Annotated in this window: 14 protein-coding genes; 8 read left to right on the top strand and 6 right to left on the bottom strand. The window is 62.3% G+C overall.

Going from position 1 to position 12,908, the window contains the following annotated elements; translation table 11 throughout:
• Positions 1–58: 58 nt before the first annotated feature.
• Together C6Y56_RS10625 and C6Y56_RS10620 are read left to right on the top strand one after the other, a co-directional pair.
• Positions 59–1,105: a class I SAM-dependent methyltransferase gene (locus C6Y56_RS10625; RefSeq protein ID WP_169429810.1), complete on the top strand. Its 1,047-nt coding sequence runs from the start codon at positions 59–61 to the stop codon at positions 1,103–1,105.
• 81 nt (positions 1,106–1,186) lie between these two features.
• On the top strand, positions 1,187–2,026 hold the full coding sequence (locus C6Y56_RS10620; protein WP_169429809.1) for an NAD-dependent protein deacetylase: 840 nt from the start codon (positions 1,187–1,189) through the stop codon (positions 2,024–2,026).
• A 13-nt stretch (positions 2,027–2,039) separates the two neighbouring features.
• Here the strand turns inward: C6Y56_RS10620 and C6Y56_RS10615 are convergent, their stop codons facing one another.
• Positions 2,040–2,918, bottom strand: coding sequence for a LysR family transcriptional regulator (locus C6Y56_RS10615; protein ID WP_169429808.1), 879 nt, complete (start codon positions 2,916–2,918; stop codon positions 2,040–2,042).
• A 169-nt stretch (positions 2,919–3,087) separates the two neighbouring features.
• On the opposite strand from C6Y56_RS10615, the gene C6Y56_RS10610 reads away from it, so the two are divergent.
• The 3 genes from C6Y56_RS10610 to C6Y56_RS10600 are packed head-to-tail and all read left to right on the top strand — an operon-like array spanning position 3,088 to position 5,669.
• On the top strand, positions 3,088–3,786 hold the full coding sequence (locus tag C6Y56_RS10610; protein ID WP_169429807.1) for a CoA transferase subunit A: 699 nt from the start codon (positions 3,088–3,090) through the stop codon (positions 3,784–3,786).
• Positions 3,787–3,810: 24 nt separating this feature from the next.
• Positions 3,811–4,476, top strand: coding sequence for a CoA transferase subunit B (locus C6Y56_RS10605; protein WP_169429806.1), 666 nt, complete (start codon positions 3,811–3,813; stop codon positions 4,474–4,476).
• 11 nt (positions 4,477–4,487) lie between these two features.
• The gene (locus tag C6Y56_RS10600; RefSeq protein ID WP_169429805.1) at positions 4,488–5,669 is read left to right on the top strand and encodes an acetyl-CoA C-acetyltransferase; all 1,182 of its coding nucleotides are present in this window, start codon (positions 4,488–4,490) and stop codon (positions 5,667–5,669) included.
• Between the two features lie 105 nt (positions 5,670–5,774).
• On the opposite strand, the gene C6Y56_RS10595 is transcribed toward C6Y56_RS10600, so the two are convergent.
• Entirely contained in the window at positions 5,775–6,377 is a 603-nt protein-coding gene (locus C6Y56_RS10595; protein WP_169429804.1) for an NADPH-dependent F420 reductase, read from the bottom strand.
• 114 nt (positions 6,378–6,491) lie between these two features.
• On the opposite strand from C6Y56_RS10595, the gene C6Y56_RS10590 reads away from it, so the two are divergent.
• Positions 6,492–7,385 (top strand): LysR family transcriptional regulator, encoded by an 894-nt coding sequence (locus C6Y56_RS10590; RefSeq protein ID WP_169432620.1) that lies wholly within the window; start codon positions 6,492–6,494, stop codon positions 7,383–7,385.
• On the opposite strand, the gene C6Y56_RS10585 is transcribed toward C6Y56_RS10590, so the two are convergent.
• Together C6Y56_RS10585 and C6Y56_RS10580 are read right to left on the bottom strand one after the other, a co-directional pair.
• Entirely contained in the window at positions 7,382–8,650 is a 1,269-nt protein-coding gene (locus tag C6Y56_RS10585; RefSeq protein ID WP_432760326.1) for an Nramp family divalent metal transporter, read from the bottom strand. The two genes, C6Y56_RS10590 and C6Y56_RS10585, sit on opposite strands and share 4 nt — an antisense overlap.
• A gap of 127 nt (positions 8,651–8,777) precedes the next feature.
• Complete coding sequence (locus C6Y56_RS10580) at positions 8,778–9,317, bottom strand: chalcone isomerase family protein (protein WP_169429802.1); 540 nt, start codon at positions 9,315–9,317, stop codon at positions 8,778–8,780.
• Positions 9,318–9,464: 147 nt separating this feature from the next.
• On the opposite strand from C6Y56_RS10580, the gene C6Y56_RS10575 reads away from it, so the two are divergent.
• Positions 9,465–10,238: a hypothetical protein gene (locus C6Y56_RS10575; protein WP_169429801.1), complete on the top strand. Its 774-nt coding sequence runs from the start codon at positions 9,465–9,467 to the stop codon at positions 10,236–10,238.
• 86 nt (positions 10,239–10,324) lie between these two features.
• A complete protein-coding gene (locus C6Y56_RS10570; protein WP_169429800.1) occupies positions 10,325–10,891 on the top strand; it encodes a hypothetical protein in 567 nt (188 codons plus the stop codon).
• A gap of 3 nt (positions 10,892–10,894) precedes the next feature.
• On the opposite strand, the gene C6Y56_RS10565 is transcribed toward C6Y56_RS10570, so the two are convergent.
• Positions 10,895–11,611: an alpha/beta hydrolase gene (locus C6Y56_RS10565; protein WP_169429799.1), complete on the bottom strand. Its 717-nt coding sequence runs from the start codon at positions 11,609–11,611 to the stop codon at positions 10,895–10,897.
• Between the two features lie 66 nt (positions 11,612–11,677).
• Positions 11,678–12,790, bottom strand: coding sequence for a succinylglutamate desuccinylase/aspartoacylase family protein (locus C6Y56_RS10560; RefSeq protein ID WP_169429798.1), 1,113 nt, complete (start codon positions 12,788–12,790; stop codon positions 11,678–11,680).
• Positions 12,791–12,908: the final 118 nt, after the last annotated feature.

The raw sequence follows: 12,908 nt of genomic DNA, 5'->3' as shown, positions 1-12,908 counted from the left end.
GGTGAATGCCTCGACCCCCATCACCACCGGACTGTGATCCTTGACAGGAGCACATGACATGGACGAGGCCAGACTCAACGAGTTCATGGGCAAACTGGTCAACGACATGGGCGGTGCGGCGATGCTGGCCAATGTCATCGTCGGCGAAGAACTTGGTTTGTACAAAGCCATGGCCGACAGCCAGCCGATATCCCCGGAAACCCTCGCCGAAAAAACCGCCTGCAACACTCGCCTGGTGCGCGAATGGCTTAGCGCCCACGCCGCCTCAGGCTACATGGAACACCTGGACGGCAAGTTCCGTCTGCCGGAGGAACAGGCCATGGCCTTGGCCAAGGAAGATTCGCCGGTCTACGTGGCCGGCGGGCTTGGCGTGGTGGCGTCGTTTTTCCACGACAAGGACAAGCTGGTCAAAGCCATGCGCGGCAATGGCGCCCTGCCCTGGGGCGATCACCATCCGTGCATGTTCACCGGCACAGAACGGTTCTTCCGTCCCGGCTACAAAGGGCACTTGATCGCCGAATGGCTGCCGGCACTGGAGGGCGTGGTGGCCAAACTCGAAGACGGCGCCAAGGTCGCCGATGTCGGCTGCGGTCATGGCGCCTCCACGGTGATCATGGCCCAGGCCTATCCCAACTCGCGTTTCGTCGGTTTCGACTACCATGCGCCCTCGGTGAGCGTCGCCACCCAGCGGGCCGAAGAAGGCGGAGTGAGCAGCCGGGCGCGGTTTTTCCAGGGAACGGCGAAGAGCTTTCCCGGCGATGACTACGACCTGATCTGCTATTTCGACTGCCTGCACGACATGGGCGACCCGGTCGGTGCCGCACGGCATGCTTACGATTGCCTGAAAGACGACGGCACCGTGCTGTTGGTCGAACCCTTTGCCAACGACACACTGGACGACAACATCAATCCGGTTGGGCGCTTGTTCTATGCAGCCTCGACGTTCATTTGCACGCCGAACTCGCTGTCTCAGGAAGTGGGCCTGGGGCTCGGTGCGCAAGCCGGCGAGATGCGCTTGCGCAAAGTGTTCAGTGAAGCCGGATTCAAGCAGTTCCGGCGGGCGACGCAGACGCCGTTCAACCTGATCCTGGAGGCTCGCAAGTAAACGTCGGCAGCGGGCGCCTCTGAAAAGAGGCGCCCGGCAGTGCTAACCTGCAAGGCACTTACAGCCTGCGGAGCGCTGACCATGCTCGACCGCCCCTTCCACGAACACCTCGATTACCTGCAACAGGCCATGGCCGACGGCGATTTCATGGTGCTGACCGGCGCCGGTATCAGCACGCCGTCGGGCATCCCCGATTACCGCGACATCAACGGTGTGCGCCGGGGCCGGCAGCCGATGATGTATCAGGAATTTCTGTCGGCACCCGAGTCGCGCCGTCGCTACTGGGCCCGGGCGATGCTCGGTTGGCCACGCGTACGTCAGGCGCAACCGAATGCCGCGCACGAGGCGCTGGCCAGCCTGCAAAACCTTGGTCGGATCGGCGGATTGATCACCCAGAATGTCGATACCTTGCACGATCAGGCCGGCAGTCACGATGTCATCGAACTGCACGGCAGCCTGCATCGGGTGCTGTGCCTGGATTGCGGCCAGCGCAGCGAGCGGGATTCGATTCAGCAACTGATGGAAACGCAGAATCCATATCTGGCGGGTGTCGATGCTGTGCAGGCGCCGGACGGCGATACCCTGCTTGATCCGGCTTTCGAGGCACGTTTCCAGGTGCCGCATTGTCCGCATTGTGAAGGTGAGCGGATGAAGCCGGACGTGGTGTTTTTTGGTGAGAACGTCGCGCAACCGACGGCGGCGCGGGCCATGGCGGCGGCAGAGAACGCAGCCGGGATGCTGGTGGTGGGTTCGTCGTTGATGGCGTATTCGGCGTTTCGCCTGTGCCGGGTGATTGCGGATCGGGGCAAGCCGTTGATTGCGATCAATCTCGGCAAGACGCGGGCGGACGAGTTGCTGGATTTGAAGATTGAGGAGTCGTGCGAACAGCTGCTGCCGCTACTGGCAGAACGCCTGACTTAGCGGCCTCCCAAAGTCAGTGTTCAACCCTGAGAATGTCAAAAAGCGCCTGCGCCGCCGCCGACAATTCATTCCCCGGATCCGTCAGCACGCCAATCGCCCGCTCCACCACCGGCTCGTGCAAGGTCAGGCAATGCGCGCCCAGTTCGCGCATCTGCCCGGCACACAAGGCTGGCACCGCACTGACGCCCAACCCGCTAGCCACCATCCGCCCGACCGTTGCCAGTTGATGGCTTTCAAACTCCACCGGCAGTTTCATGCCCCGGGCTTGCAAATGTTCCTCCAGCATCACCCGTACCGTGGACGGTCGTTGCAGGGTGATGAACGGTTCCTGCAGCAAGGTCTGCCAGTCGATGTCAGTGCGCTGGGCGAGCGGTGAATCCTGCGGCACCACCGCGACAAAGCGATCCTTGTATAGAGGTGTGAAGGTCAGCGAAGTGTTTTGCATCGGCTCGAACGCCACGCCGAGTTCGACCTGACGATCGCGGACCATTTCCAGCACTTGCTCGTTGATCACGTCGTTGACCGTGACGTTGACGTTCGGATAGCGCGCGCGGAAGGTTTTGAGGATCGGCGGCAGCAGATTGCCGGCAAACGACGGCATCGCCGCCAGCGTCACCCGCCCCCGTTGCAGGCTGAAGCGCTGGCGCATTTCGTCTTCGGCGTTGTCCCAGTCGGCGATCAGGCGCCGGGCCAGCGGCAGCAGCGATTCCCCTTCCGGGGTCAGCGCCACGTTGCGCGTATTTCGGCTGAACAGGCGCCCGCCCAACCCTTCTTCCAGCGCCTTGATGGTCAGGCTCAGCGCCGACTGCGACAGGTGCAGGCGCTCGCAGGCCACGGCAAAGCTCAGGCTCTGGGCCACGGCGAGAAAGGCGCGCATCTGCTTGATGGTCATGAACGATTCACTCAAGGGACTAAGCTGAACGATCAGCACGGAGAACAGTGATTTGATGAGCTTTATCAATCAATCAACCTTAAAAATCAACTTAACAAATATATCCTTCAGCGCGACACTCCAGTCATTCGGCTAGCCAGCCGCCCGACAAACAATAAAAGAGGTGCATATGGCAGGTTTCGACAAGCGCGTGTACTCCTACGAGGAAGCCATGGCAGGTCTTGAAGACGGCATGACCGTAATCGCCGGCGGCTTCGGCCTGTGCGGCATCCCGGAAAACCTGATCGCCGAGATCAAGCGCAAGGGCACCCGCGACCTCACCGTCGTCTCCAACAACTGCGGCGTTGATGGCTTCGGCCTCGGCGTGCTGCTGACCGACCGCCAGATCCGCAAGGTGGTCGCCTCCTACGTCGGCGAAAACAAACTGTTCGAAGAGCAACTGCTCAAAGGCGACATCGAAGTCGTCCTTACCCCGCAAGGCACCCTCGCCGAAAAAATGCGCGCAGGCGGTGCCGGCATCCCGGCGTTCTTCACCGCCACCGGCGTCGGCACCCCGGTCGCCGAAGGCAAGGAAGTGCGTGAATTCCACGGTCGCAAGTACCTGATGGAAGAATCCATCACCGGCGACTTTGCCATCGTCAAAGGCTGGAAAGCCGACCACTTCGGCAACGTCATCTACCGTCACACCGCGCAGAACTTCAACCCGCTGGCCGCCACCGCCGGCAAGATCACCGTGGTCGAAGTCGAAGAAATCGTCGAACCCGGCGAGCTGGATCCGTCGCAGATCCACACCCCCGGCATCTACGTCGACCGGGTCATTTGCGGCACGTTCGAAAAACGCATCGAACAACGCACCATCCGCAAATAATCCAGGCTGACGGAGAACAAGAACATGGCACTTACCCGCGAACAAATGGCTCAACGCGTCGCCCGCGAAATGCAGGACGGCTACTACGTGAACCTCGGTATCGGCATTCCGACCCTGGTCGCCAACTACATCCCCGAAGGCATGGAAGTCATGCTGCAATCGGAAAACGGCCTGCTCGGCATGGGGCCTTTCCCGACTGAAGAGACTATTGATGCCGACATGATCAACGCCGGCAAACAGACTGTGACTGCGCGCATCGGCGCTTCGATCTTCAACTCCGCCGAGTCCTTCGCGATGATCCGCGGCGGTCATGTCGACCTGACCGTGCTGGGCGCCTTCGAAGTGGACGTACAAGGCAACATCGCCTCGTGGATGATTCCCGGCAAACTGGTCAAGGGCATGGGCGGTGCGATGGACCTGGTGGCCGGCGCCGACAACATCATCGTCATCATGACCCACGCGTCCAAGGACGGTGAGTCCAAGTTGCTGAGCCAGTGCAGCCTGCCGCTGACCGGTGCCGGTTGCATCAAGCGCGTGCTGACTGACCTGGCGTACCTGGAAATCGAAAATGGCGCTTTTGTCCTCAAGGAACGCGCACCTGGCGTCAGCGTCGAGGAAATCGTCGCCAAAACCGCTGGTAAACTGATCATCCCGGATCACGTACCGGAAATGCAGTTCGCTGCCGAGTGAGGAATTCGAAAATGCAAGACGTCGTCATTGTTGCCGCCACGCGTACCGCGATCGGCAGTTTCCAGGGTTCGCTGGCCACCGTCTCCGCCGTGGATCTGGGTGCGGCGGTCATCCGCCAGTTGCTTGAGCAGACCGGTCTGGACGGTGCTCAGGTCGATGAAGTGATCATGGGCCAGGTGCTGACCGCCGGCGCCGGCCAGAACCCGGCGCGCCAGTCGGCGATCAAGGCCGGCCTGCCCCACGCCGTGCCGGCCATGACCCTGAACAAGGTCTGCGGCTCGGGCCTCAAGGCCCTGCACCTCGGCGCCCAGGCGATCCGTTGCGGCGACGCGGACGTGATCATCGCCGGTGGCCAGGAAAACATGAGCCTGGCCAACTATGTAATGCCGGGCGCGCGCACCGGTCTGCGCATGGGTCACGCACAAATCGTCGACACCATGATCAGCGACGGCCTGTGGGATGCGTTCAACGATTACCACATGGGCATCACCGCCGAGAATCTGGTCGAGAAATACGAGATCAGCCGCGAGCAGCAAGACGCCTTCGCTGCAGCCTCGCAACGGAAAGCCGCCGCAGCCATCGAGGCCGGCCGATTTGTCGATGAAATCACCCCGATCCTGATCCCGCAGCGCAAGGGCGATCCGGTGGCGTTCAAGGTCGACGAGCAGCCACGGGGCGACACCACCGCCGAATCCCTGGCCAAACTGCGCCCGGCCTTCAAAAAGGACGGCAGCGTCACCGCCGGCAACGCTTCGTCGCTGAACGACGGCGCGGCGGCCGTCATTCTGATGAGCGCCGAAAAAGCCAAGGCCCTGGGCCTGCCGGTCCTGGCGAAAATCGCCGCCTACGCCAACGCCGGCGTCGACCCGGCGATCATGGGCATCGGCCCGGTGTCGGCCACTCGCCGCTGCCTGGACAAGGCGGGCTGGAGCATCGGCCAACTCGACCTGATCGAAGCCAACGAAGCCTTCGCCGCGCAATCGCTGGCGGTGGCCAAGGATCTGCAATGGGATCTGGACAAGGTCAACGTCAACGGCGGCGCCATCGCTCTCGGTCACCCGATCGGTGCATCGGGCTGCCGTGTGCTGGTGACCCTGCTGCATGAAATGATCAAGCGTGATGCGAAAAAGGGTCTGGCGACCCTGTGCATCGGCGGCGGTCAGGGCGTGGCCCTGGCGCTGGAACGCGCGTAAGCGCAAAAGAAGTTCAACAGCGGACGGCGGATCCACGACATCCAATATCCGTTGGCAACAAACCCGGTACGACTCACGTCGCACCGGGTATTTTTTTGTCCGTTGTCAGGCGAACTTCACCAGATTCAGCACCGGCAACGGCCCGCCCGGGAACTGCACCAGCCGCGCACCCACACTCAACTCGCCCAGATCGATACCAAAGAAGCCGAGCTGATCGATCAGCGCGCCGACTTCAGCCTTGGCCTGCGCATCATCCCCGGACAGGAACAACACGCGCTTGCCACCCTCCGACGCCGGATCCGCCTCCAGCAAACGCGCCAGCAAATGGTTGAATGCCTTGACCACCCGCGCACCCGGCACCCACTCAGCGAACACTTCGCTGGACGGCCGCCCCTGCAAATCCACCGGTTTGAACGACGGCGCTTCAATCGAGTTGTTGGCGTCGATGACGATTCGCCCGCCAAAGTCCGGCAGCCCGGCCAGCGCCGTCGGCAGTTTCGACCAGTTCACCGCGACCAGCACGATGTCCTGGGCAGCGGCTTCTTCACGGGTAACGGCGCGGGCGGTCGGACCGAGTTCTGCCACCAGTTCGGCCAAGGTCTCCGGCCCGCGACTGTTGGCGATGACCAACGGGATATCCTGACGCGACAAGGCTTTGGCAAACGCTGAACCGATGGCGCCAGCGCCGATGATTCCGATAGTGCTCATGGTGTTCTCCAGAAAGTGGGGTAAGACTCGAAACCAATCTTGCACTTGCCATTCCCACTTGATTAGCCGGTAATACCTTGAATGATCTTCAAGCATCGCTATCAGGTCGAAACTATGGAAACCCTCGCCAATCTTGAATCCTTCGTCCGCAGCGCCGAGACCGGCAGTTTCTCCGCCGCAGCACGGCTACTCGCACTGACCCCGGCGGCGGTCAGCCGTAACGTGGCGATTCTGGAACGCAACCTCGGCGTGCGACTGTTCCAGCGCTCGACCCGCAAGCTGTCGCTGACCGAGGCCGGCGAAGGTTTTCTGGCGAGTATCGGCGGCAACCTCGATGCCTTGCAGGCCGCGATTGCGACGGTGGCGACCGAGCGCGGCGAGCCGGCGGGTGTCCTCAAGATCAGCCTGCCGCCAACGTTCGGCATCGATCACATGCTGCCGCTGTTGCCGGAGTTTCTGGCGCGCTATCCGCTGATTCGCCCGGAGTGGCACTTCGAGAATCGCCAGGTGGATTTGATCGCCGAGGGCTACGACGTGGCGATTGGCGGCGGATTCGAGCTGACGCCCGGGGTGGTTTCCCGGCGACTGGCGTCTGCTGAAATATTGGCAGTGGCCTCACCGGCCTATCTGGCCGGACGCGCCCTGCCCCGACATCCGACAGACCTCGCCGATCACCAAGGCATCGTCATGCGCGGCCTGCGCACCGGGCGCATTCGCCAATGGCAGATGCACAACGACGCTGGCGAACAGGCCAGCGCCCTGCTCAATCCGAATATTGTGCTGAACGATCCAATGGCCATGCGCAAGGCTGCGCTGCTGGGCCTCGGGGTGACGATGCTGGTGTTGCCCGATGTCAGCGCGCAGATCGAGCGCGGTGAACTGGTGCGGCTGTTGCCCGACTGGCAGTGCGATGCCGGGGCGATATCGCTGTACTACCCGAGCCGCACCTTGATGCCGGCCAAGACTCGGGTGTTCATTGATTTTGTGGTGGATGCTTTCGGCCGTTAGGCGGCCAACTGCAGAATCAGCCAGGCATTGGCGCCGCTGATCACCACAAACAACCCCCACGCCAGCACCCGCGTCGGCCAGCGATTCACAAACGGCCCCATCAGCTGTTTGTCGTTGGTCATGCGAATCAGCGGATACAGCGCAAACGGCAATTGCAGGCTCAGCACCACCTGACTCAACACCAGCAACTTGCCCACCGCGCCGTCGCCCATCAGCCACACGCCGATGAACGCCGGAATCAGCGCCAGCCCGCGGGTAATCAAGCGGCGCTGCCAGCAGGGAATCCGCAGATTCAAATAGCCTTCCATGATCACCTGCCCGGCGATGGTGCCGGTGAAGGTCGAACTCTGCCCCGACGCCAGCAGCGCCACACCGAACAGCACGCTGGCCAGCGCGCCGCCCACCAGCGGATCGAGCAAGTGATAGGCGTCCTGGATGTCCACCACGTCGGTGTGCCCGGACTGATGAAAGGCTGCCGCCGCAAGGATCAGGATCGCCGCGTTGACCAGCAACGCCAGCGCCAGCGAGCCGATGGTGTCGATGCGTGCCAGATTCACTGCATCCTGTTTGCTCGCGAGGTCCCGGCCGATCAGTCGCGTTTGTACGATCGAGGTGTGCAGGTACAAGTTGTGCGGCATCACCGTGGCGCCGAGGATGCCGATGGCCAGGTACAGCGGCGCCGCCTCGCTGATCGCCGACAGTGACGGTTTGAAGCCTTGGGCGACGTCCGGCCAGTACGGTTTGATCAGCAACAATTCAACGAAGAAGCACACGCCGATGGTGCCCACCAGCACCAGCATGATCGCTTCCAGCCGCCGGAAACCGCGGTTTTGCAGGGCCAACACCAGTAACGTATCGAATGCGGTCAGGGCGATGCCAAATGTCAGCGAACAACCCAGCAACAAGTGAAACGCCAGTGCGCAACCAAGCACTTCTGCCAGGTCAGTGGCAATGATCGAGATTTCCGCCAGCACCCATTGCAGCCGTGCCGTAGGAGTGCTGTAACGCTCGCGGGACAGCTGCGCCAGATCACGCCCGGTGGCGATGCCCAGCCGCGAACACAGGCATTGCACGACCATGCCCGCCAGGCTCGCCAGCAACACCACGAACAATAGGCTGTAACCAAAGCGCGAACCGGCCTCGATTGCGGTGGCCCAGTTGCCCGGGTCCATGTAGCCGATCGACACCAGCAAACCGGGGCCGGCAAAACGCAGCACGCGTTTGAAGAACGAGGCATTCGGATCCACCGGGACACTGCCGGCCACTTCCGGCGGGCAGAACGGCGCGGTGGCGATTTTGGGCAAACTGAATTTCACGCACACATCCAGAAACAAGTCGAAAGGCGCAGCTTAGACGTTTCAGTCGGCGTGCCCAAGAGCAGACGTGCTGCGCTCAGGGTTTGGCAGTGCCGAGCAATTGCTGACGCAACTCGGGACTGCGTGTGCGCGGGTCGAGCCAGATGTCGAAAAACGCCCGGGCGAACTGCGGATCATCGATTTCATGCTGCAACTGTTGACCGACAAAGAACCGCGCGCCCTGCCCCGGCAGATACACCCCGGTAATCCGCGTGCCGGCCTGGACGTCGACGAACGATTGCTGCATCTGGACCTGCCACACCGCCAATTGCGCCGGGCTGATGGAGGAACCCGCCAGGCGCTTGATCTCATCAACACTGGCCTTGACCAGATCATCGCGGGACACGTTGCGTCGGTAGATCAGTTCCAGGGCAAAAGGCTGACCGTCAGCCAATGGACGCGCGGCGCTCCACAACCGGGCGTTATAAATGTCGAAACCGAACACGCTGAAATCGCCGGTGCCGATGATCTGCGCACCGGGCACCGCGTCCTGCCAACTGGCCCAGGTGGGCGTCAGCAGCAAGGCCCACAAGCCGATACCGCAGCATCCACGCAACACCTTCGGTGTTCTGCTCATTGCGGCATCGACTCCGGTAAACCCTGATAGTCAGAGCATAGTCGGCGATCACGCCCGGCACTTTGTATACATTTTTTGCATGCATCTTCAGCAATCCATTCACGACAATGCTAACGTGGCCACCTCTGACCCGATGGAGAGACCTGCGTGCTGATCCTCAAACTGCTGCTGATTCCCGGTTTCCTGCTGCTGATTTCCCTCGCCGGCAAGCGTTGGGGCCCCAGCGTCGCCGGGTGGCTGTCGGGGTTGCCGGTGGTGGTCGGGCCGATTCTGTTTTTCCTCGCCATCGAACAAGGCCCGGCGTTTGCCGCGCAATCGGCGGTCGCGGCGCTGTCGGCCATGTTTGCGATGATCGCGTTTTGCGTCACTTATGCGCAGGTGGCGCAGCGGGCGAACTGGCTGTTGGCGCTGGTGGTTTCTCTTTCGGTCTGGGCCGTGCTGGCGCTGATCCTGTCGCTGATTCCGGCGTCGTTGCCCTTCTCCATCGTCGCCGCTGCGACCGCCCTCCTTGCCGCGCCGTACTTGTTTCCCAAGGTTCAACCGGTGGTCAGCGGCCCGGCGCCGAAGTCGGACAAACTGGTGTGGCGGATGATCGCCGGGGCGGCGTTGACGTTGGTGGTGACGATGCTGGCCAGCACGGTGGGCGAGCGCTGGAGCGGATTGCTCGCGGTGTTCCCGGTGCTCGGCAGTGTGATGGCGGTGTTTTCCCAGCAGACCCGTGGCCCGGCGTTTACCGCCGCGCTGTTGCGGGCGACGGCGACAGGGATGTATTCGTTCTCGGCGTTTTGTCTGGTCTTGGCGCTGACCGTTCCAGGTCTTGGTTTCGGTGGCTTCGTGGTGGCGGTGGCCGTTTCGGTGGCGATGCTCGGGGTCACCCGGCAGTTGCTGGCCAAACCGGCGCCTGCGCCGTCGCCGAACTGACCTCGCCCGGACAAACCGCTCTGGAGTGCCGGGTGTTCTCCGTGGGATGATCGCCGCCCAAGCGCGACCATCCCTCGGAGATTCGAATGTCATTGCTTAGCAAGAAAGCCGTCGTCCTGTTGCTGGCGGCGGTGGCCGGTTTCGGCGCCATCAATGCTCAGGCAGCCAAGGCCAAAGAGAAGGCTGTCACCGAGAACGTCTCGATGCTCGACGGCAAATTCAGTTTCGTCCTGCCCAAGGGCTTCGTCGGCGACCCGCTGCCGGCCGGTCCGACCGGCGCCAAAGGCATGATGTACACCAACGATGCCACCAAGACGGTGGTCATCACCGCCGAAAACCAGATTCCCGAAGGCAACAACGTCAAGGACAACGACAGTGCGTTCCTCGACGGCACCGTGTCCGATTTCATCGACGCTCAGCGCAAGGCCCTGCCGGACTTCAACAAGCTCAGCGAAAAGAGCCTGACCCAGAAAGGCAATGGCCTGGGCCTGCGTCAGGTCGACAGCACCGCCACCCAGGGCGGCGGCCAGACCCTCAACACCACGTTGCTGGCCGGCTCCGGCACGCGCATGGCGCTGGTCCAGGTGATTTCCCGGGCCAGCGACAAGAGCGGTCACGAGGCGCTGGTGAAAACCATCCTCAAGGAAAAGTGATGCTCAGGGGTTGAGTCGCTGCAACCAGTCGTTCAGATCCCGAAGCTCGGCCGCGCTGATGCTGTGGCCGACGCCGGGATAGGCATGGAACGCCGGTGTGTAGTCCAGCTTCTCGAGCAACTCTTTGGCCGCAGTGGCGCCCGTGTAGGGGACCCGGTCATCCGCCGTGCCATGGCCGATGAAGATCTCCAGCGGCGGATGTTGTTGCGCTGATGTCAGCTCGCTCTTGAGCACCGGCAACACCCGCCCGCTCAACGCGGCGATGCCACCGACCGCCGCCGGCTGCCTCAACCCCACCTCGTAGGTCATCATCGCGCCCTGGCTGAAACCGACCAGGTACACCTTATCCGGTCGCGCGTGATATTTCTGCGCCGCCGCCGCGATAAAAGCCCGCAGTTTCTGGCTGGCAACCTTCAGATCATCAGTCTCGCCGTTGTAGGCACCGTCGCCTTTCTTGCGAAACCATTGGAAGCGCCCTTCCCCCAACGCCATCGGCGCCTGCACCGACAGGTAGTTGTACTGCTTGGGCAGCTGAAATTTCATGCCGATCAGATCGGCTTCATTACTGCCGTAGCCATGCAGGAAAACCACCAGCGGACGCGGTTCGGCGTCCGGGTGCACCTGGGCCAGGTAGTTGAGTGGCAGATCGGTTTGCAGCGAGGTTTGAGCATGGACGGCGCTGGACGCCAGGAGAGTCAGCAGAGCAAACACCTTCAACATAAGCCTTCCTTCACACAGTGCAGGGTTCGCGACAGAGCCTAACACTGCGATCCAGAAGATGGGCTGTCAGTCGTTGATCAGCTTGCCCGCCCGAATCGGCTCGCGCCCCGCCACCTTCGCCTGCCAGATCCCCGGCTGGGTGTAGCGACCGCGATCTATGGCGAACAACACGCCGCTGGTGCCGGCGCGCACGGTGGTCACGCGATCCTTGAGCGGATCGACCACTTCAAACAGCGCATCACCGCGCTCGACCCACTCACCGGCATCGCGCAGGAAACTCACCACGCCATGATGCGGGGCGAACAGGTATTCGGTGCCTTCGAACGGCATGCCTTCGCAGCACTCCTCCGGCGCTTTCGGCCATTCGCCGCTGATGAAGCCCTGTTCGGCCAAAAAGCCCAGGATCGCCTCGCCATTGGCCTGAGCCTGATCGACGCGGGTGTCGCCCATGCTGCCCAGCTCCAGGGTGGTGGCGAGGTTGGCCGGCGGAATCGCCGCCTCCGGGAACATCCGCGCCAGGCGCAACCACGGCGTGGAGCAGGATTCGTCAAAAGAACTGCCGCCAGAGTCCTCACACAACAGCGCCACGCCAGCCTTCAGGCGTGCGGCGAGGGATTGCCACTGCGGCCAGTGCTGCGGCAAGGCGTAGAGATGAATTGCGGCATCGAAGTCGCAGTGCAGATCGAGGGTGATGTCGGCCTCGCAGGCGTGGCGCAGCAAGAGACGGTGCAGCGCTTCCAGTTGCGAGGCCGGGGCCGGCAATCCGTCGAGCACTTGGCCCATGGTCTGGCGGATCAACGCAATGTTGGCTTCGGCATCGCTGCCCAGCAGATTCCCGATGCGCTCGGCCACTGGCGCACTGAGTTCGACAAAGGAGCGGTTGAAGTTCTTGCCGCTGCCCAGCTCGAAGCGGCCCATGTGACTGCCTTGCAGGTGTTGATCGAGACCGATCGGGTTGGCCACCGGTACCAGTTCGATCACGCCTTGCAACTGACCGTTGCTCTCCAGCTCGGCCAGGCGTTTTTTCAGTTCCCACGCAGTGCGCATGCCCGGCAGCTCATCGGCGTGCAGACTCGCCTGGATATAAACCTTGCGTGGGCCGACGCCGTAACGGAAGACGCTGAGGGAGCGTTCGCTGCCCAGATGGCTCCAGGGCAGAACATGGTCGATGCGTTGCATGGGGAACTCCGGAAATTCTGCAGTCGCTGCTACCCAGTGACTGCATTGGAAATGTGCTGACAGGATAAATCACGGGCGAAAAAAAAGTGGCCACCGCGTCAACGGGGCCACTTTTTTC

It is taken from the genome of Pseudomonas fluorescens (assembly GCF_012974785.1).
GTDB lineage: Bacteria > Pseudomonadota > Gammaproteobacteria > Pseudomonadales > Pseudomonadaceae > Aquipseudomonas > Aquipseudomonas fluorescens_BT.
This window is presented reverse-complemented; position numbering and strand designations above follow the sequence as displayed.